Source organism: Variovorax sp. LjRoot290 (assembly GCF_964253985.1).
Classification (GTDB): domain Bacteria; phylum Pseudomonadota; class Gammaproteobacteria; order Burkholderiales; family Burkholderiaceae_C; genus Variovorax.
The window spans coordinates 1,091,763-1,110,298 of record NZ_CAXURW020000002.1; the positions used below are offsets into that span (position 1 = coordinate 1,091,763).

Sequence of the window (18,536 nt, forward strand, 5' to 3'; positions counted from 1 at the left end):
ACACGGCTCATGCGTGCAGCTCGACGATATCGCCATCCGCGACGCAGTGGTCGTGCCCGACCTGCTGCCCTTCGAACCCTGACCTGCCCCAGACGCGCGCGTAGCGCAACGAGCGCGCCAGATCCTTATGCACCAGCCGCGCGACGTCGCCCACAGTCTGGCCGCGGCGAAGCGTAAATGGCCGGTGCTTGTCGGCGGGATGCCCCGGAGTCTTGGTGTAGACGCGCACGATGCCGAGGTTCTGGAATAGCCACGGGCCGATGTCCCCCAGGCCGTGACCCGTGGCCGCGGAAACGGCGAACACCGGCAGGCGCGAGCCCGACAGCTCGCGCAGTGCGAGGAGTTCCGCATCGAGGTCGGCCACGCCATCCGCCTTGTTCGCGAGCATTAGGGTTGGCAGCCGCAGCGCGAAGGGGTCCTCGTCTGCGGTCGCCTCCAGACGCTCTGTAAGCGTCACGCGCTGCTGCCCCAGCATTGACCGCACGGCCTGCAGCTGCTCTATGCACGAGGGCTCGCCCAGATCCACGACCAGCAGCGCCGCGTCGGCCGTCTGCAAGGTGTTGACCAGCCATGGCACAGGATGCTCCGGGGCGATCGGCGGCAGGTCGATCAGTTGGAAGTGCACATCCTCGTGCGGCATCATCCCGGCTTCCGGGTACTGCGTCGTGAACGGATACAGACCGACGTGCGCCGCGGAACCCGTCAGCCGCGCGTGCAGCGAGGACTTTCCTGCGTTCGGTGGCCCTATCAGCGCGATCTGCGCCGCGCCTTCGGCGCGGATCACCAGCGCCGGGCCGCCGTGCCCTGCGCCCTTCGTAGCACCTTCCAGCTGTTCGGCGAGTCCCTTGATGCGGGCCTTGATATCTGCCTGCAGGTGCTCCGTGCCCTTGTGCTTGGGAATCGTGCGCAGCATCTCGCGCAACCACTCCATACGTTCGCACGGGTCGCGGCTCTTGCGGAAGGCGGCTTCGGCCGCCTTGTAGTCGGGCGAAAGATTCGCGGGCACGATATCAGCGTCCTCGCCTCTATTGTGTTCCTCGTGCAGCTCCAGGCCCCCGACCCGGCGTACGCAGGCTCCGAGCAGGCCCGAGCCCACTTCCGCCTTGCCCTCAAGATCGCCTTCGGTTTCGTCACGCTGATCTGGCTCATCGACGCGATGCAATGGGCACTGGGCCTGGAGCCGGACCCGTACGGCGTCCGCCCGCTTTCGGTGCTGGGCCGGGGTTCGGTCCACTTCGGTGTCAGCGGTTTGGTCCTGCTCAGGTTGAGGCGCCGCAGTGCCCCGGCATGCCGGTGGGGTTCACTCACTCCGAGAGCGCTCCTTCAAGTTCTATGAAGAGGCCGCTGAGAAGACAAAGGGACACCAGCAGTTTCTGACCTATCAAGGCGCGCTTTCCGAGAGCGAGAAGGTCTTGCGCAGCTGGCACGACATGCCGCAACACCAACAAAGCCCGTCTCCATCGGGTTTCGAGCTCGAGGTGGAGGTGCGCTTTCGGACGTGAGCCTACGGATTCGCGGAGGGGCGGTCGGACCAAGCTTCCATGCGGCTAAGATTGGACACCACCACATGGAGACATTGCATGACGCTCGATGAGTACACGGAAGCAGCGAAGAAAATCTATGCGGAGCAGCAGAGCCTCGCGCAGTCGATGTCGCAGCTGGCGCTCTCGGCCAGAGCTGTACCGGCCAACCCTGAATTCGTGGCTCTCATGACGAAGCAGTGGGGGCTGGTGCAGCAATTGGCCTCGCTCAATACCGAGCTGATGCTCGGCATCATGGTCCCCAAGAAATAGGGGCGGGCCACTACTGGCTGCGGCAACGCGAGCCTGTCCGTAATTTTTTGTGCGAGGCATGGCATGACGACCGGGAGCATGTATGCCAAGCAGGAAGACGACGAAGGCGGCAGCGGCCGCCGCGGCGGCGTTGCCGTCGATTCCCAAGGAGCTGATTGACCAGTTCATGAAGGGGCCCATGAGTGCCGAGGCGGTGCAAGCCGCGGGGTGCGAGTCTGTTGCTGGACATCCAGGTTAGTGAGCCACTCGAGTTCGGAGGAGGATGCTATGCGTATTGCTCGCTGGTCCATCATTGGCGTACTTGCTTCGCTTTTGGGTGGCTGTGCAAGTACGCAAACACCCACCCCTGAAGCGCAACATGCGCTGGCGCCGACCGGTAAGAAGTTATCCGTAAATAATATTCACCGCCAGCGGCACCTTTCGGTAGGCAATGATTGCGGCGGCAAGATGATTCAGTGCGAGGAAGCTGCGTTCGAGCTTCTCGTAGCGCACCAACAGCTTGCGGAAGCGGTTGAACCAACTGTGGCATACCTCGACCACCCAACGGCGAGCCTTCTTCCACGGCTGGCGCCGTTTGGCCTCAGTCTCTTGCCTACGGTCCACGACATGAGGGATATAGCCGTGCGACTCAATGATGTGAAGGGCCTCCGCGCTTCGGTAGCCGGCATCTGCGCACAGGTGTTTGCTGCGTCGAATTGGCGTCCGCTCGCGCTCGACCACGATGGCGCTGAGGACCTCATCGATTCGCTTGCCGTCATTCACGTTGGCCCCGGTCACGATGAACGACAACGGGACGCCACGGCCGTCCACCAGCAGGTGGCGCTTGCTCCCCTTTTTTCCCCCGGTCCGTCGGGTTCGGTCCGACAGATTCTTGCGCCAAGGGAGCCTTGAACATCGCCCCGTCAACGCTCTGCCATCGCCAGGCGATGCCTTGCATCTGGTCATACTCCGCCAGCCCTGCCTTCCACAGTGCCTCGAAGAAGCCTGCCCTCTCCCACTCGAGAAAGCGCTTGTGGATGGCGCTGGCGCTGCCGAAGCGTTCCTTGGGCAATGCTTTCCACTGGCACCCCGTGCGCAGCACGTACACGATGGCCTCGAACACCTGCCGCGCAGGCTTCGGCGGTCGTCCTGCGCCAGGACTTCGAACGTACGCCTTCTTCGGCAATGCGGCGCGCGCCGGAATCAGCGGTTCGACCCGCTGCCAGAACTCATCCGTCACCACCCAGGACTCGACTCGCTTTGCCGTCATCGTCTCGCTCCGACACCGCGCTCAATGCGGCTCGGAGGCGTAGTTTACTATTTACGGATAAGCTCTAAGCTTCGGGTGGCAATTCTCTCGGCGCCGCTCTATGCGATCAAGGACCCAGCGACAGGCGAGTTCAAAGGCCAGGCTGTCGATCTCGGGAAGGAACTGGCACGCCGCGTTGGCGTGCCGTTCGAGCCGGTCCCCTATGCAAACGCCGCAGCAATACTCAGCGCAGCGGAGTCCGCAGAATGGGATGTCGCGCTGATGGGCATCAATGCGGAGCGCGCGGCTGCCATCGAATTTTCCGCGCCCTACCTTGAAGTCGAGCAGGGGTATCTCGTCCGCACCGGCGTACCTATTTCCACGATGGCGGACGTGGACAAGCCCGGAATCGAACACCCTGAAGAATGCGACGCTTGTCCGCGCAAAGAGTATCGATGAGTTGTTCGATGCTGTGTTCGTATCGACGCAGGCGGACGTCATCGCCGCGACCAAGTCAGCCCTCTTCGAGCGGTCCGGCAGTCACCCGGGCTCGCGAGTGCTCGACGGCCGGTTCCTCGTCGAACCAGTCGGCATGGGCGTGCCCAAGGGGCGCAAGCCCATCGCTGCTTCGTACGTCGGCAAGTTCGTCGAGGATGCAAAAGCAGTCCACCTGGTCAAGACCGCAATCGATAGAGCCAGCCTGCATGGCGTAGCCGTCGCGCCATTGAAATGACATTCTCCAACGTTGTGTAGCAGCGGACAGCAGGCAGCCGACACCATCGAGCCCCCCGTTGGACGACCGTTTTGCGGCGCCAAGTGCGACTCGCCGAAGGACGGCTTCGGGCCCAGTCCTGCCTGTCGTCATCGACAGTCCTACGGCAGGTATGCGGCTGCGGTCGTTCGCGCTGCCTGAGCGTACCCGCCGCAGCCGGTCAATATCCGTCAGACCATGCCGTTCCCCGATAGCGGCCTCTCGGCGCCGCTATCGACCGAAGCAGTCGGTGGATTCTTGGAAGGGCGGACGGTCATCCGAGCCAGCCTCGCAATGCCCTTGCGGTTCGAAGGTCGGCGACTTCAGAGCCTTCCCTGAAGTCATCGACCACCGACAGCGCGGCGCGCGCCGCGCGGCGATCGCGAGGCGCGAGGAGGTACGCAAGGCTCATCGCTGCGCGAAGCTCGAGCGACTTCATCTGGCGTTCGCGGGCCAGCGCGGCGGCCTTGCGCAAGCGCGTTTCGGCTTCATCGGTTGCCTGCGGCGAGCCGGCCAACAGCAGGTTGCCATAGAGACGGTGTAGCTCCGGTCCGTAGAGTCCCTCGAAGTGTTTTGGTTCAAGCGACCGCAGCATGTCGAGCCCCTTGGCGGGCTGGCCCGTCCGTCCGTAGATGTCGGCAACGAGGCCGAAGCTGATGCTGGCGCTCCAGGGCCAGCCTGCACGCAATGAGGCCGGTAGGCTTTCCTCGGCGATGTGGATCGCTTCGTCGATGCGTCCTTCCTCCACCAGCAGCCGCGCGAGAATGATCGAGGCATGCTCGGGCCAGCCCATCACGCCATGAGCGCGCCCAAGGCGCGAGGCCGCCTTGGCGTGCAGGTTCGCTGCACCGCGGTCGCCAAGGTGGTAATAAACGACGGCGGCGAGCTGGTGCGCGAGCACGATCGTGCCCGGATGACGCACCCGCCTGGCCAACTGCAGTCCGCGCACGGCGTCGTCGCGCGCCTGGTCGAAGTTCCCGAGTAGCCACGCGCCGATGGCCCCCATCTGGTAGCAGCAAACCCCAGGGTCGTGAGTGCCGTAGATCCACCATGCCGAGCGTTCGTACTGACGATAGAGGAGGTGACCCTGCTCCAAATGAGGCAGGGCCTCCGTCGGCCGCCCCACTGCGATCTCCGTCGACCACAATGAATGTCGGGCCTCGAGCCGCATGTACTCGTCGTCCTCGCCGGCCACGCGCATGAGCCCAACTGCCAATTCCCTCGCACGCTCGTGCTCGCCGCGGCTGTAGTGACAGCCCCAGAGCCCGAACAGCACTGGAAACCGGCGCGAGGTCTCGCCCAGACGATCGCAGAGATCGAGCGCCTTCGTATAGCAAGCCTCGACGTCCCGGTCCCAACCGCCCTTGATCGCCATCAGCGCGGGCCCGAGGCCCGTGAGCGACTCGAGGGCGCTGGCGAGCGTCTCGCGCGTTTCAGGCAGACCCGCCACCAGGGCCAAGGCTTCTTCGAAGAACCCGGTCGCTTCGCGATGGGCCGAGCGCATGACGGCCTTGGTGCCCGCATCGTTCAGGTACGAGATGGCTTTGCCCTTCAGCCCACCGCGCAGCGCGTGATGAGCCAGCCACTCGGAATGTTCACCGATTCGATCGCGATAGAGCGCTTCGATTGCAGCGACGACGCGAGCGTGCAGCTCGCGCCGCCGTTCGCCGAGCAGGCTCGCATAGCTGACCTCATGCGTCAGCGCATGCTTGAACGTGTACTCGAGATCGGGGAATAGCGCCGCCTCGTAGAGAAATTCGGCCGCCTGCAGGCGTACAAGCGTCGCTCGCAGCACATCCTCCGCGACCCCGGCGATCGATCGCAACAGGGCGAACGGAACGTCCTTGCCGACCACGGCAGCAGCTTGCAGCAGCTGCTTGTCATCAGGCGCAAGACGATCGATGCGCGCCGCCAGAATCGCTTGCACGGTCGCGGGTACCTTAGACGCTTCTACCGCTCGGCCCAATCGATAGGCGCCCTGGTCACCGGCAAGCGCGCCGGTTTCGGCCAGCGCGGATACGGATTCCTCGATAAAAAACGGGTTGCCTTCGGTGCGCTCGATGAGGTGCTGCCGCAGATCGTGTAGATCGCTCGCCTGACCCAACAGCGCGTCGAGCAACTCCTCGGCGGATGCGCGCGGCAGTGGATCGAGGTGCAATTGCTGGTAGTGGGTCTTCTGGCCCCGCGGATGCCCGGCCTCGGGCCGGCAGCTCACAAGCAACAACAGTTTCGCAGTAGGCAGGCCCTCGACCAGCGTGTCGAGCACCGCCCGGCTCTCCGCGTCGACCCATTGCAAGTCTTCGAACACCAACACGACAGGCTGCACTTGGCACTCGCGCAGTACGAGCCGCTTCAGGGCGTCGACGATGGCCTGCCGCCGCTGCCCGGGGTCGAGGCGCTGCCAGGGGTCCTCTTCAGGCAGCACGTCCAACAGCGCCCACAGCGCAGGCAGCGTGGGCTCGAGCGAGCGATCGAGCGACAGCAGCTTGCCGGTCACTCGGTCGCGCACTCTGCGCCCGTCGTCACGTTCCTCAATGGCGAAGTAGGTCTTGAGCGCGTCGATGACGGGCAGGTAACCCTTCGTCTTGCCATAAGAAACACAGCCAGTTTCGAGGACCAGCCAGCCACAGGTACCGCTACCGTGAACGAACTCGTGCAGCAGACGTGACTTGCCGACCCCTGCCTCGCCGATTACTGTGACGATTTGCCCATGGCCCCGCGCCGCAAGATCGATGGCACTCGCCAGCGCACCCATTTCGCGATCGCGGCCTACGAATCGGCCCAGCCCTCGGGTTGCCGCGGCCTGCAGCCGGCTGCGCGCCGGGCCGACACCGATCAGTTCATACGCATTCACCGGCTCGCGCAGCCCCGCGACGCGGATCGGCCCCAGCGGATTGGCCAGCATGGTTCCCTGCGCGAGGCGCAGCGTCTCGGCGGTGATCAGGATCGAGCTCGCGCTCGCCATCTGTTCCATGCGCGCGGCGAGATGCGTGGTCTGTCCGACCGCCGTGTAGTCCATGTGCAAGTCGCTGCTGATCGATCGAACGACGACTTCACCGGAGTTGACGCCGACGCGGATCTCAACCGGCGTGGCGCCTGCGCGTCGCAGCCCTTCGCTATGGCGTTCCACAGTCGCTTGCATTCGAAGCGCCGCGCAGCATGCGCGCACGGCGTGATCTTCATGGGCGATCGGCGCACCGAACAGTGCCATGATGCCGTCACCCATCACCTGGTTGACCGTGCCCTCGTAGTAATGGACCGCTTCCATCATTTGCTCGAGCACCGGGTCGAGGATGTTGCGGGCCTCCTCAGGGTCACGCCCGGCCAGCAGCTCCATCGAACCCTTCATGTCGGCGAAGAGCACGCTGATCTGCTTGCGCTCGCCTTCCAGCGCGAGCTGGGAGCCGATGATCTTTTCGGCCAGATGCTTCGGGATCGCGACACCCGGCGATGCAGCATGCATTGGCACGTCCATCCGCGACGGGAGCGGTTGCGCACAGTCGTTGCAGAACCTTGCCCCTTCGGGGTTGTCGTGCTGGCAGTGAGGGCATCTCATGGCCGTCTCTCCTTGCGATCTTGGTTGCACCGTCCGCGCGAGTATGCGCCGCGTTGTCGACCATTTTCGTCAGACCATGCGGGGCGCTTGCAGCGCCACAACTGGCCGATCGCGATCGATCAACTTCCGCTTCTACGGGACTCTTGTGTCAAGTCTTTTTTAGCATCGCATCGATGAGAAGCGGTATTTCATGGCGGCCCCCGGGTGTTGCTGAGTGGACGGGACGGTGGCGTGGCACCGGTGATGCATCCTGATCCGAGGTCGGGGTGTGGCGAGCGTTCGAGCCAGTGCTCGGACGAACTTCTATCCGTGCAGGGTGCGCACACCTTGCACCTCATGCTGCATGCGCGCGAAGCACACTGGCAAACCCCATTTATCGGCGCGCCCCTTCTTTGGGAACGGTCACTTGGGGCTCGTTGCGGTTCGTCGACGTCGGGCGCCGAACGACAAGTATGCAGCGAAGCTGACCTTCGACCGCGGCCGGTGAAGTGGAACTGGCGGCCAAGACCTGCCGGTCGCGACGGTCACCTGTCGGGCTCGTCAATGACGGTCGGACTCGCGTTGCGTGCGCTGGCCCAAAGGTCGACACGACCGGCGCGCGGCGACACACACGGTGAGCCAACGGTGCATTGAACCGTTGCCTCCCACGCATGCGTAGCCAAACAGCGATGGCGCATGCAGCAGGCCCGCAGTCTGAGAAGCGATCATCTCGCTGTACCGATGCATCAGCCTTCGCCGCTCGAAGCCGCTTCCACGGCTTCACGCAGCAGCCTTCCAGCTCTGGCGACACCTTGCCTGCCTTGCGCCAACACCTGATGGTAGGTGGGCCAGACGTGGAACATCTTTGGCCAAATCTCCAGCCGCACGCTCACATCGGCGAGACCCGCCGCGCGGGTGAGTGCGACCGCGTCATCCAGCAAGGCCTCCGTGGCCCCCACGAAGATCGTGAGAGGGGCGATGCCGCTCAGATCGGCGAAAACCGGCGACGCGAGAGGTGTCTCTCGTGACCGCTCTCCAAGGTACTGCTCGGCCAAAAACTGCATGATCTCGCGGTTGAGGACCGGATCTCGCTTCGCGTTGCGGCTGTAGCTGTCCGCAGTCGCTGTCATGTCGGCCCAGGGCGAGAGAAGCAGTGCGCAGGCTGGCTGCTGCATGCCCAGTTCTTTCAGTCGGACCAGCAAGGCCACGGCCAGGCCCGCTCCCGCGCTATCGCCGGCGACCGCGATCTGACGAGGTTTGAAGCCGGAATCCAGGAGGAATCTGTATCCGCTGACCGCATCTTCCAGGGCATGCGGAAACGGGAACTCAGGGGCACGCCTGTAGTCGAGGGCGAGCGTTCTCATCGTCGCCGTGCGGCCCAACTCGCTCACGAGGTGCCGATGGCTCTTCAGCGAGCCCCAAACATATCCCCCGCTGTGAAGATAGAGGATGACTTCGCTGGTGCTCGCGACAGGCGTGGACGTCCATTCAGCTTGAACGCCGTGCGCCTCCACCTGTTCCACACAGACATCCGCTGCCAGCGGGAAGAGATCTCCCAGAGTGTCGGACGCTGCCCGACGTTGCTCAATGGTGAGGGACGCCGGCTGCGCACGAAGCATGGCTTCCAGTCGTTCAAGCTCATTCATCGGAACACCTCTTTCAGCACGACAGGCCTCAAGGCAGCTTAAAACACGCACCTGATTATGGACAAGCCTTGGCCTCGCCAGGTGTGACTCAAGTGATGAGCGGCGGAGACTGGAAAAGGCGACGTCATCGCGCCGGGACTGCACCTCTGGCCAAGAACGTTCGACGTTTCATGCGGCCCCCAGGGCAGGGGGTGAACTGGGTTTCGGCCCCGGCGTCGAAGAAGCGTCCGCTCCACGGAGTCGCGCAAACGGCAGCCTTGCGGCTCTGCGATCAGACGCGTCAGCGTCAGGATCGGGTCGTGGGCTGCCCGTCACTCGCCGCACACGAAGGACAGCTTGCAGTCTAGACCGGTCGTAGCGGGCGGACGCCCGACCGACCGCTCCTTTGGCCGATTTTCGCCCCTCAGGCGCCTCGCTCACGAGGACTGCTCCTTCGCATACAAGCAAAAGCGAAACGCGTGCAGTAGCCGCTTTTCGCAAAGAGTTGGTAGAAGGCTGCGCTCGCTCGGCTTCATCGAGAGGCCAAGCGCAGACCGAGTTCGGGACAGCCTCTAGCCCTAGCCCAGAGGGCTTTCAAGCCCGAGAATCGGCTCAACAATATCAGCTCGATTTATTCGGAATTGGCTCAAATATCGAGCCGATACTCGGCGAAATGGGCTCGATTCGATACAATCAGCTCACCACATCGAGCCGATTCATGCCTTACGACCACCGACTGACATCCGATGCATTGCTAAGAGCCATGGCCGCTCTCGCGTCTGCAGGCCACGAGCGCGTCTCTTCTGCCCAACTGGTTGAAGCCGCAGGCTCGAGCCTGCCTGCCGTCAAGCGCATGCTGTCAAGGCTTGTGGCGGATCAGCGAATCGAGGTCACGGGCAAGGCTCGTGCTACCCGGTATCGCCTACCGGCAACGGGAACCCCTGTTGCGGTTGGCAAGACTGCAGCTCAGCCACCTCTCGTAGAAGCCCGACGCCGCGTTGCTCCGACTTGGCGCACGGCGAGCGTGGCACTCAGACAGCGACTGGCATTGCCGCTGGCGTCCCGCTTGCCGGTGACGTACCGCCGCGAGTTCGTCGACGAATACAAGCCCAACGAGACTTTCCTGCTGCCGCGCGAGCTCGCCGAAGAGCTGGCTGCGCTCGGTCGCCACCCGGGGCAACTGCCGGCGGGCACGTATGTCCGCAAGGTCCTGGAGCAACTGCTGATCGACCTGTCATGGTCGTCATCTCATCTCGAGGGCAACCGCTACACCCTGCTGGACACCGAGGAGCTGTTCAAGAGTGGAGCGGCTGCCACGGACAGTGACGCGGTCATGCTGCTCAATCACAAGGCTGCCATCGAGTTCCTTGTAGATGCCGTCCCGACCCAGGGACTCAGTGCAGGACTCGTTCGCAATCTGCACTCGGTGCTAATGCAAGATCTTCTAGCGGATGTGGCTTCGCTCGGGGCTATTCGCGAAAAAGTGGTCAATATCAGCGGCACCACTTACGTTCCCACCCAGGTTCCAGCGCTGCTAAAGGAGATGTTCGAGCGCATCATCTCGATGGCTCAACTCATCAAAAATCCTATGGAGGCGGCCTTTTTCCTCTGGGTCAACCTGGCGTATCTGCAGCCCTTCGAAGACGGGAACAAACGAGTGAGTCGGCTTGCAGCCAATATCCCGCTGATGCTCTACAACCAGGCACCTCTGTCGTTCCTGGACGTCGACCGAGAAGATTACGCACTGGCCATGATGGGCGTTTATGAGTGCTGTGACGTCTCAATGGCAGTGGACCTCTTCGATTGGACCTATCGGCGCTCCCAAGCCAAGTACAAGGTGGTGCGGGAGTCCATGGGTTCGCCGGACCCATTCCGCGTAAAGTATCGCGAGGCGCTTAACGAAGCGGTGGGCCTGGTGGTTAGAGGCCGTAAGCCTGTGGCGGAAGCGCTTGCCGGTGTGGGGCTACCCGACGAGGATGCTTCGAAGTTCCAGCAGTTGCTTGCGCAGGAACTGAATGCGCTTGCGGCTTTCAACTGTGCGCGTTACCGGCTTGGCATCAAGGAAACTCAGGCTTGGATTGACGAAGGGCGCCCTCGAGAGTAGCCGTTTAGGTAAGGCATGGCTGCCGGTCACGTCGACCCGAACGACTGCTGTTGGCCGAATTCTGCCTTCAGTATGCGTCTATCGAAAGCAACGGCCATCGCTCGCCGAACCGCTTTGATTGCACTCGCTGCCGATAGGTAGCGGCGCTCGCTCTGAGCGGGTTGTGTCGAACGAGCAGTCCGAATAGGTCCTCGAGCCCGTGCGGAGCCACGACCCCAATCGTTTCCTCATCATCCAGGTTGACGCCCACACATGTGGCGAACTCCGGCCAGGTGGCCACGCCTTCTTCGAGGGTCCGAACCGGCGGTACCACCTGCCCGAAATTGTTGGCGAACCAGACGTGGACGGTGGCTTGGTTCGTGACCTCCCAACGCAACGCCGGCATAGCCTCGCGGAGGCGACGTTCAAAGTCCGCATCCTGCCCTGGACCGCCGGCCGCGTCGTCGAAGTAGACGACGTCGACGTCTTCAATCGCTGAAGGCCGTTCATAGCCATGGAGCGCGTCCCACACGAGCGAACGCACGGCGCCGGCGCCGATGCACCAACAGTTCAAACCAAGCGAGCGCACCACCCTTAATGCAGCCATCAAGCTGTTCGACGAGCGCACCATGGCGACAAGCCTTGCCTCGAGTTCAGGCTGAGAGTGGAGCTTCATGGTTTGTGGCGAAGGCAGAAGCTGTGCGCGACCGTCGACTTTTGGCCGGCTGCTGCCTGTCATGCGGCTCGCCAACCCGTCGGTACTGTGAATATCTCCCATGGCTCGGAGAGTACCTGAGGGCGCAGGAAAAGGTCTTCCAGTCGCTCAATCTCCGGCAGCAAGAATTCCTTGCTGGCGCGAACCTTTCCGACCATCACCACGTCCCCTGGAACAACGGCCGAACGTAGGTACGAATTCGTCTTTGCCATTCGTGGCAGGAAGGCTTCCAGCCTCTCATTTGATGTGATGTGCTTGTCGAAGGCGCTCATCACTATTCCGTCGACCCACCCATGCTCAAGCGCCGGCGCAAGGTCACCCAACTGTTCGGCGCCTCGGTCGCCTTATGAACAGCGTTGCACGTCAGCTTGCAATATAGCTACGCGATATGTACAATATACATACACGAGACCCATCCGCGGAGCCGCCATGCCTGCCACCACCAGCCGTCAGCCACTTAAGCTGAATTTCAAAGACGACACGCTGACTACCGTGTCGAGAGACGCGCTGCGGGCGCTGGCCAAAAAATTGGGCTTCAATGAAACCCAAACCGTCCTGTACGCACTCGCTAGACTGCGAGACGAGGTTTTCGTCGAACAGGACACGGAGAAATTGATGCCACTCACCAAGACACAGCACCAAGCCATCGCGAAGGCCGAACCAAAAAGGAGAGGTAAGGTCATCGACTCGCTGCTGTGAGCAGGAACTACTGGAAACCGCGGCCCAAACTCGGCGACATTGTTGAGTGCAGCTTTCCGCAGGAAATGGGCGTGCCAGGCCCCAAGAACCGCCCGGCCTTAGTGCTTCAAGTCGAAGAGGCGACCGATGACCCGGCCGGTTCTGTTGTGGTAGTCGCATACGCCACATCCCAGAACACCACAGCGGTGTACCCGGGAGAGTTCGTCATTGAGGCCAGCGCAAAAACGGGCTTAACCAAGGCAACCAAGTTTGACCTGGTCAATCATCACCGGCTTTCCTTTGATGACGCCTGGTTCGCGCCCGCGCCCGGCAAGACGCCAAGATACCCTCGGCGCGGGCGGCTTGACCTTCAGGATGCCATAGTGAAGCGCAAGCTTCAATCAGCAATCATGGAAGCCAGGAATCAACCCAAGAGCTTCTGAGATGTCTATTGCATCTTTCGGCCCTGTCATCGAATGACGGCTAGTGGCCGACTGTAGCCGGTCGCTGGATCAGAGCTTCGGGCCCATCTCGACCATACGGCGGCTGAGATTGCTCGCCCGACAGCGGCCATTCGCAGCATCACCGCGACAGCGCTGCCACGCAAGCATTCGTTCGACGCCAGTCAGCAGCCATTCGCCCTGAATCCCTGGGCTGAACGCGCCTGAGGCGCCTTACTCGGGCGGGAATGTCCGGCAAAAGTAGCCGGCAAGCATGATGGAGAAGACCGCAGGACGACGTTGACGAGGGTGGCATGCGCGGCCACCATAGCGCATCGTCACCAATGCCCAACTAGGCAGCGGGCTCGTTGGAGAGGCCTGACCCGCTCTGAAATGAGGGGTCAAGGCGACGTGCAGAGCTTTCAAGGAGATCCCATGGCTGAGAGCGACAAGGTGTTCGCGGGCTCGATCCCGAAGTTCTACGACACGCTGATGGTTCCCCTGATCTTCGAGGCCTATGCCGCCGACCTGGCGGAGCTTGTCGCTGCCTCCTCGCCCGGTTCGGTGCTTGAAACTGCGGCCGGCAGTGGCGTGGTCACGCGGGCGCTTGCGCCAAAGCTCAGCGCCGACGCGCGCTACGTGGTGACCGACCTCAACCAACCCATGCTCGACTATGCCGCCACCCGGCAGGGGTCCGATAGCCGTATCGAATGGCGACAGGCGGACGCGCTCGACCTGCCGTTCGAAGATGCCTCGTTCGACGTCGTTTGCTGTCAGTTCGGCGCGATGTTTTTCCCCGACCGGGTCGCCGGCTACGCCGAGGCGCGTCGCGTGCTGAGGCCAGGCGGGCGATTTGTCTTCAATGTCTGGGACCGCATCGAAGAGAACGCCTTTGCCGACGACGTCACCAACGCCGTCGCCGCGGTGTTTCCGCACGACCCTCCGCGATTCCTCGCCCGCACGCCGCACGGCTATCACGATGTCGCACTGATCCGCGAGGAATTGAGCCGCGCAGGGTTCACCGACATCGAGATCGAGACGCACGAGAAGGTGAGTCGCGCGTCCTCGGCACGCGACGTTGCCACCGCCTATTGCCAGGGAACGCCGCTGCGCAACGAAATCGAGGCGCGCGACGCCAGCTTGCTTCAGCTCGCTACGGACCGCGCGACGGAGGCGATCGCCAGCCGCCGTGGCGAAGGCCCGGTGGCCGGCAAGATTCAGGCGCATGTGATCGTGGCGGCGGGATAGCGGAGTCCCGGCGCAAGGCTGTTGCAGGCCCGACCGGCATTTGCGGTAAGTGCGGGCATCCGAGGCGCTGTGTGCCTTTGCCCGTGCGCACCAGAAAGCAGCCCGCCAAGACGAAATTCCCCGAGCTTGTGTTCTCGGGGCAAGCAGTCGACGCAGGTGCTTCATCGCGGCAACTATGGCCTAGTGAGATGCCAGGAAGCCGCCTGTGGCCAGCGACTGGAACTGGCCGAGGCTGTGTGAAAACTCAATGCGGTCGACATCGCTCCGAAAGTCGACCTCTCAGATGGACCCAGGTTGCATTTTTTCTGATGAGCCAAGGGGTCAAGGACCCCTGAAAACATGACTCAACGGAGTTTTCACACAGCCTCGGCCGTCAGCCGCCACGATACCAAGCATCCTCGATGTACTTCTCGGGGATTTCTTGAGCTTTAGTACGCACGCGCTCACACGGAATACATGCTGCGACAGTTGTGCGGCAACGACGAACTTCCGGTTTTGGCCGACTGTAGCCGGTTGCTGTCTTCGGAGCTTCGGGCCCATTGCAGACGTACGGATGGCCAGGAATCAGTGACTAGACACAATATCGTCGTCGTTGCCGGTGGCATCAACCACACTGTTGCCTCTTGGTTCGCGTGAGTGGACTCAAGGTAACCGTTGCGGACGGCGCCCGCTCGCCAAGCGGCCCGACACAGTCGCACTTTTGCCTGGAGGGCTTTCCGGGGGGAGACGTCACTCTGCTACGTACTCCAGTGAGAACAGTGGCACCTCGGCTTGCCGGCTCAGCCACACGCCGCCGCCCACCTCCTGAAAATGCCGCGACAGCCCGTGCCGGTACACCTCGGCGCGGTGGCGAAAGATGTGCGGGTCGGTCACGTCCTCATCCACGATGTCGCGCGCGTAGTCCTCGCGCGTCACGGCCTCCACATACAGGGCGCCCTGACACAGTAGGCTCAGGTTGCGCAGAGCGCGCTTCACATCTGGCGGGCTGAGATAAGGCAGCACGCCCTGGCAGATGACGAAGTCAAAGGGCTTCCTGACTTGGTAATCCACCACCGAGCCGCGCTCCCACCCGTAGCGCCCGCACAGGTATTCGCTGAACTCCACTCCGTGGTAACTGGCCAAGGGGAATTGCCGCGCCACGATGTCACGCCAGAGCCCGATGCCGCAACCCACGTCCAACACTCGCCTTATGGGCACGCGCAGGTATCGCAGGTAGGCGCAGACAAACGCGCCCAACCGCTCGACATGCTGGGGGTCCACCACTTTGGTCTTCTTGTCGAAGTAGTAGCGCTGGTAATAGGCTTCGTCGAAGGTGGCGGCACCGGCTGATTGCATATTCACACTACTCGTCAGGCGCTGCAATGTTACTAGGCAGACAAAGGCCGGACCTTCCGGCTGTGGCGGCCCCGAACGGCAGCTTGTGGCCCGGATTCTGACTTACTTTCCGGGCTCTGGCGCGTTGTGCGGGTCTTGCCACTGCTTGACGCCCCATGATTCGGCCAAGGAATCACGACATGCGCGCGCGAGCCGCAGCGACAATTGTTCGAGCTCTGGTCCCTTCTTGCCTGCGTTGAGCGCGTCCCTGAACTCCACCATCGCCGATTCGACGTGGCGGTCTTCCACCATCACAAGTTCTCCCCAAAACAGCAGGAGGAATCTGCTCCTCGCTGCGGCTACCTCCTCCGGTGATTTTGATGTTGCCATCGTCGAAGCAGCCTGAGTGGCATCTGTGTAAAGCTTCAGTTGTCTGTCAAGAAACGGCCTTGTGGCCTCGACTCTTCGCGTTTCAGCTTGGCCGCGTTGTGTAAGGAGGAACTGGTATGCGCCCCAACAGAAGGCAACCACTGCGCCCATCGCCGTGAGTATTTTTAGCGTCGATTCGAGGGACATCTTGAAGGTCTCCTATTGGCCGATTGTTGTCGGCCTAGATGCCGGTGCGCATGCGCTTCGCCGCCGCGCCAGGACCCTCACCTATAGGCCAGCCTCCTGCAGCGCTTCGCTGTCTTCACAGACCTCGTCAGGCTCCGGGTAGTGATACCAGTCCTCGTGCGGCGAATAGATGTCGCACTGGAGGCATTGCGTTTGGGGCCATCTAACGCTGCAGCCCGGGCAAACGCCCCGCGTCCAAAACGTATTCCAGGCAGTTCCGCAGCTTGGTACGCAGAACCACCGGTCTTCAGCTCGTGGTCTGAACTTGCAGTGAGGGCAATAGATTTGAGCTTTGCGGTCCATCCGATGGTCCTGAGCTTAGTGAAACCTTTGTGAGATTGGTTTCTGGTCGATTGTTGCTCGTCACGCTGTCAGTGCGCACGCGCTTCGGAATGCTAAGGTCGACCGTCTCCTTCTGGCCGCCTGCCGTCTATCGCGGCGGAGACCAGCGGACGGTGAGTATGCATGCCGGCTGGACTCCAAAGGCGCGGTGGAAGAGGCCTGGGCCCCATATGACAAAGTCACCATGGCGGCGCAAGGTGTGCGCCATGACATCCTGTGACGCGAAGTCGGCGGTTACCGAGAACTCAATCCTGAACTCGCTGGTCGGGCTCACCAAGACTGACATCGTCCTCCCGTCGCTCAGCGGCTTGAACTCGCCGTTCGGATTGCCTGCCGGATGAGAGAACCACTTGACGCACAGCCCAGCGGCAGGTTCGTCGGCAGGCACGTGGCGGAGGTGGCTTGATGCCCCCTTGGTGCAGTCGCTGAATCCGACAAACCAGCCGGTTTCATGGGTGTCCATATCGCCGGCGTTGCCGAACTCGATGTGTAAGCGGCTCGCCGTCCCACCTTGACGGCAGTTGGCGAAGCCCGGTATGCGCTGTGCTGATCAGCCTGCGGGCTGCCAGTTGTGTGGGAGCAGTTCATCGATGCGGCTGTTCAGATGTGTCGGCAGCCGCGTGAGCACGTCCTTGAGGTAGGTCCACGGATCGTGGCCATGCAACTTGGCCGACTGCACCAGACTCATCACGACCGCAGCACGTTGACCAGCCAGTTCGCTGCCGGCGAACAACCATGCTCGCCTGCCAAGAGCCCATGGACGGATTTGATTCTCGCAATGGTTATTGTCGACGTTCACGTCGCCATCCAGCAGGTTTTGCGTCAGCGCCGTCCAGGCGTTCAGGCTGTAGTTCAGCGCCTTGGCCGTCGAGCTGCCGTCAGGCACGCGGCTTCGCTCAAGGCGCAACCAGGCTTGCAACTTCTCCCACAGCGGCCTGGCGTCCGTTTGCCTTCTGGCCAGTCGCTCTTCGGCCGTCAAGGCGGCCAGCTCACGCTCGAGCCGGTAGATCTGCGCGATGCGTCGCAACGCCTCATCCGCGACCGCGCTCCTGCCCCCGTCGCGCAGCAGCTCGTCGAACTTGCGTCTGGCGTGCGCGAGACATCCTGCAGGAATGCGTCCGGGCTGGGCGATCATCACCTTGTCATAGGCAGTGTATTCATCACGCACCAGCGTGCCGCGCCACGCCGGTGCGCCTCGCCCGTCATCCTCCGGACCGAGGAAGGCCACGGGGTACTGCGCACCCCGCCCGACACAGAAGTCGTAGATCACCCCCGGCACCGCATCGAAGGCGCCGCGCGCATAGGTCCAGACATAGGCCCGTTTGGTCTTGCCCCGGCCCGGATCGAGCATGGCCACCGGGGTCTCGTCGGCATGCAGCACCTGTGCCGACAGCACGAAGCGCTTGTGCGCGTCGTACAACGGCATGAGCGCCGCACCGCCTTGCCCGGACCAACTCGCCAGCGTGGAGCGCGGCGTGTGCACGTTCGAGCGTGCGTTGATGGACTCCATCCGGTAGTACGGCAGATGGTCCACGAAGTGGCTGACCATCGTGTGCGCGATCAGGCCGGCCGCCGGCATGCCGCCGTCGATGATCTGCGGTGCAACTGCCTCCTGCACCAGACATTGGCAGCAGCGGCAGGCCCACTTGCCGTAGATGTGCCGGTGCACGAAGAACTCCGCTGGCACGATGTCCAGGCGCTCGCTGATGTCCTCGCCCACGCGCACCATCGGCTTGCCGCACCCCGGGCTCGGGCAAATCGTGTTCTCGGGCTCGTGGTGGTGCTCCTCTCGGCGCAAGTGATCGGGCAGCCGTCGACGATGTGGCTTGCGTTGGTTGTCGCCCGCCGCTGGCGGTGTCGCCGGCGCGCCCCTGGCTCGCGCCAGCTGCGCTTGCAAGCTGGCCTCGTCCTCGGCCAGCGTCTCCTCGAAGAGCCGGCGCTGCTCGGCGCTCATCGCCTCGGTCTTCGCGCCGAACTTCCAGGCCTTCAGCCGTGCGAGCTGGAAGGTGATCTTCTCGATCTTGGCGTCCTTGAACTTGATCTCGCTGTCCTGGCGGCGCAGGCGCTGAAGCATCTGCTGCGCGAGTGCGGCGATGGCCTCGGGAGCCAGACCTTGCAGGTCTTCGTCCTTGAGGTCGTGCAACTCTTGCATGCGTGAATCATGCAGAT

General features: G+C 62.7%; 16 protein-coding genes. 7 read left to right on the plus strand and 9 right to left on the minus strand.

The genetic code is table 11. From position 1 onward, the window contains the following. Window positions 1-7: 7 nt before the first annotated feature. The gene (locus ACSQ9A_RS34255) at window positions 8-1,234 is read right to left on the minus strand and encodes a GTPase (protein WP_436307226.1); all 1,227 of its coding nucleotides are present in this window, start codon (window positions 1,232-1,234) and stop codon (window positions 8-10) included. 346 nt (window positions 1,235-1,580) lie between these two features. Here ACSQ9A_RS34255 and ACSQ9A_RS34260 point away from each other — a divergent pair, with 346 nt between their 5' ends. Beyond that, on the plus strand, window positions 1,581-1,793 hold the full coding sequence (locus ACSQ9A_RS34260; RefSeq protein ID WP_436298182.1) for a hypothetical protein: 213 nt from the start codon (window positions 1,581-1,583) through the stop codon (window positions 1,791-1,793). Window positions 1,794-2,177: 384 nt separating this feature from the next. Here ACSQ9A_RS34260 and ACSQ9A_RS34265 read toward each other — a convergent pair. Continuing rightward, window positions 2,178-3,042, minus strand: a protein-coding gene (locus tag ACSQ9A_RS34265) for an IS5 family transposase (protein ID WP_436298215.1) whose coding sequence is annotated in 2 segments (ribosomal slippage) — window positions 2,178-2,625 and window positions 2,624-3,042 — 867 coding nt in all. Because the reading frame shifts where the segments join, the coding sequence is not laid out codon by codon here. Window positions 3,043-3,117: 75 nt separating this feature from the next. Between ACSQ9A_RS34265 and ACSQ9A_RS34270 the strand changes: the two genes are divergently transcribed. Both ACSQ9A_RS34270 and ACSQ9A_RS34275 read left to right on the plus strand, forming a co-directional pair. Then, window positions 3,118-3,480 carry a transporter substrate-binding domain-containing protein gene (locus tag ACSQ9A_RS34270; protein WP_436307227.1) on the plus strand — a complete coding sequence of 121 codons (363 nt, stop codon included), beginning with the start codon at window positions 3,118-3,120 and terminating at the stop codon, window positions 3,478-3,480. A 1-nt stretch (window position 3,481) separates the two neighbouring features. Next, on the plus strand, window positions 3,482-3,754 hold the full coding sequence (locus ACSQ9A_RS34275; protein ID WP_436307228.1) for a hypothetical protein: 273 nt from the start codon (window positions 3,482-3,484) through the stop codon (window positions 3,752-3,754). Between the two features lie 292 nt (window positions 3,755-4,046). On the opposite strand, the gene ACSQ9A_RS34280 is transcribed toward ACSQ9A_RS34275, so the two are convergent. Both ACSQ9A_RS34280 and ACSQ9A_RS34285 read right to left on the minus strand, forming a co-directional pair. Continuing rightward, window positions 4,047-7,235 (minus strand): AAA family ATPase, encoded by a 3,189-nt coding sequence (locus tag ACSQ9A_RS34280; protein ID WP_436307229.1) that lies wholly within the window; start codon window positions 7,233-7,235, stop codon window positions 4,047-4,049. Between the two features lie 818 nt (window positions 7,236-8,053). Then, window positions 8,054-8,953 (minus strand): alpha/beta hydrolase, encoded by a 900-nt coding sequence (locus ACSQ9A_RS34285; RefSeq protein WP_436307230.1) that lies wholly within the window; start codon window positions 8,951-8,953, stop codon window positions 8,054-8,056. Between the two features lie 697 nt (window positions 8,954-9,650). Between ACSQ9A_RS34285 and ACSQ9A_RS34290 the strand changes: the two genes are divergently transcribed. Then, a complete protein-coding gene (locus ACSQ9A_RS34290; protein ID WP_436307231.1) occupies window positions 9,651-11,036 on the plus strand; it encodes a Fic family protein in 1,386 nt (461 codons plus the stop codon). 67 nt (window positions 11,037-11,103) lie between these two features. Here the strand turns inward: ACSQ9A_RS34290 and ACSQ9A_RS34295 are convergent, their stop codons facing one another. Further along, window positions 11,104-11,691 (minus strand): nucleotidyltransferase family protein, encoded by a 588-nt coding sequence (locus ACSQ9A_RS34295; protein ID WP_436307232.1) that lies wholly within the window; start codon window positions 11,689-11,691, stop codon window positions 11,104-11,106. A gap of 59 nt (window positions 11,692-11,750) precedes the next feature. Continuing rightward, window positions 11,751-12,002 carry a hypothetical protein gene (locus ACSQ9A_RS34300; protein WP_436307233.1) on the minus strand — a complete coding sequence of 84 codons (252 nt, stop codon included), beginning with the start codon at window positions 12,000-12,002 and terminating at the stop codon, window positions 11,751-11,753. A gap of 157 nt (window positions 12,003-12,159) precedes the next feature. Here ACSQ9A_RS34300 and ACSQ9A_RS34305 point away from each other — a divergent pair, with 157 nt between their 5' ends. From ACSQ9A_RS34305 to ACSQ9A_RS34315, 3 genes are all read left to right on the plus strand, one after another. Beyond that, the gene (locus ACSQ9A_RS34305; protein ID WP_436307234.1) at window positions 12,160-12,429 is read left to right on the plus strand and encodes a hypothetical protein; all 270 of its coding nucleotides are present in this window, start codon (window positions 12,160-12,162) and stop codon (window positions 12,427-12,429) included. After that, window positions 12,426-12,851 carry a type II toxin-antitoxin system PemK/MazF family toxin gene (locus ACSQ9A_RS34310; protein ID WP_093110896.1) on the plus strand — a complete coding sequence of 142 codons (426 nt, stop codon included), beginning with the start codon at window positions 12,426-12,428 and terminating at the stop codon, window positions 12,849-12,851. Before ACSQ9A_RS34305 ends, ACSQ9A_RS34310 begins: the two co-directional genes overlap by 4 nt. A gap of 432 nt (window positions 12,852-13,283) precedes the next feature. Beyond that, the gene (locus ACSQ9A_RS34315) at window positions 13,284-14,096 is read left to right on the plus strand and encodes a class I SAM-dependent methyltransferase (RefSeq protein WP_436307235.1); all 813 of its coding nucleotides are present in this window, start codon (window positions 13,284-13,286) and stop codon (window positions 14,094-14,096) included. Between the two features lie 729 nt (window positions 14,097-14,825). On the opposite strand, the gene ACSQ9A_RS34320 is transcribed toward ACSQ9A_RS34315, so the two are convergent. From ACSQ9A_RS34320 to tnpC, 3 genes are all read right to left on the minus strand, one after another. Beyond that, the gene (locus ACSQ9A_RS34320; RefSeq protein WP_436307236.1) at window positions 14,826-15,431 is read right to left on the minus strand and encodes a class I SAM-dependent methyltransferase; all 606 of its coding nucleotides are present in this window, start codon (window positions 15,429-15,431) and stop codon (window positions 14,826-14,828) included. A 102-nt stretch (window positions 15,432-15,533) separates the two neighbouring features. Beyond that, window positions 15,534-15,986: a hypothetical protein gene (locus ACSQ9A_RS34325; protein ID WP_093110950.1), complete on the minus strand. Its 453-nt coding sequence runs from the start codon at window positions 15,984-15,986 to the stop codon at window positions 15,534-15,536. A gap of 931 nt (window positions 15,987-16,917) precedes the next feature. Then, the gene (gene tnpC, locus ACSQ9A_RS34330; protein WP_436306685.1) at window positions 16,918-18,519 is read right to left on the minus strand and encodes an IS66 family transposase; all 1,602 of its coding nucleotides are present in this window, start codon (window positions 18,517-18,519) and stop codon (window positions 16,918-16,920) included. Window positions 18,520-18,536: the final 17 nt, after the last annotated feature.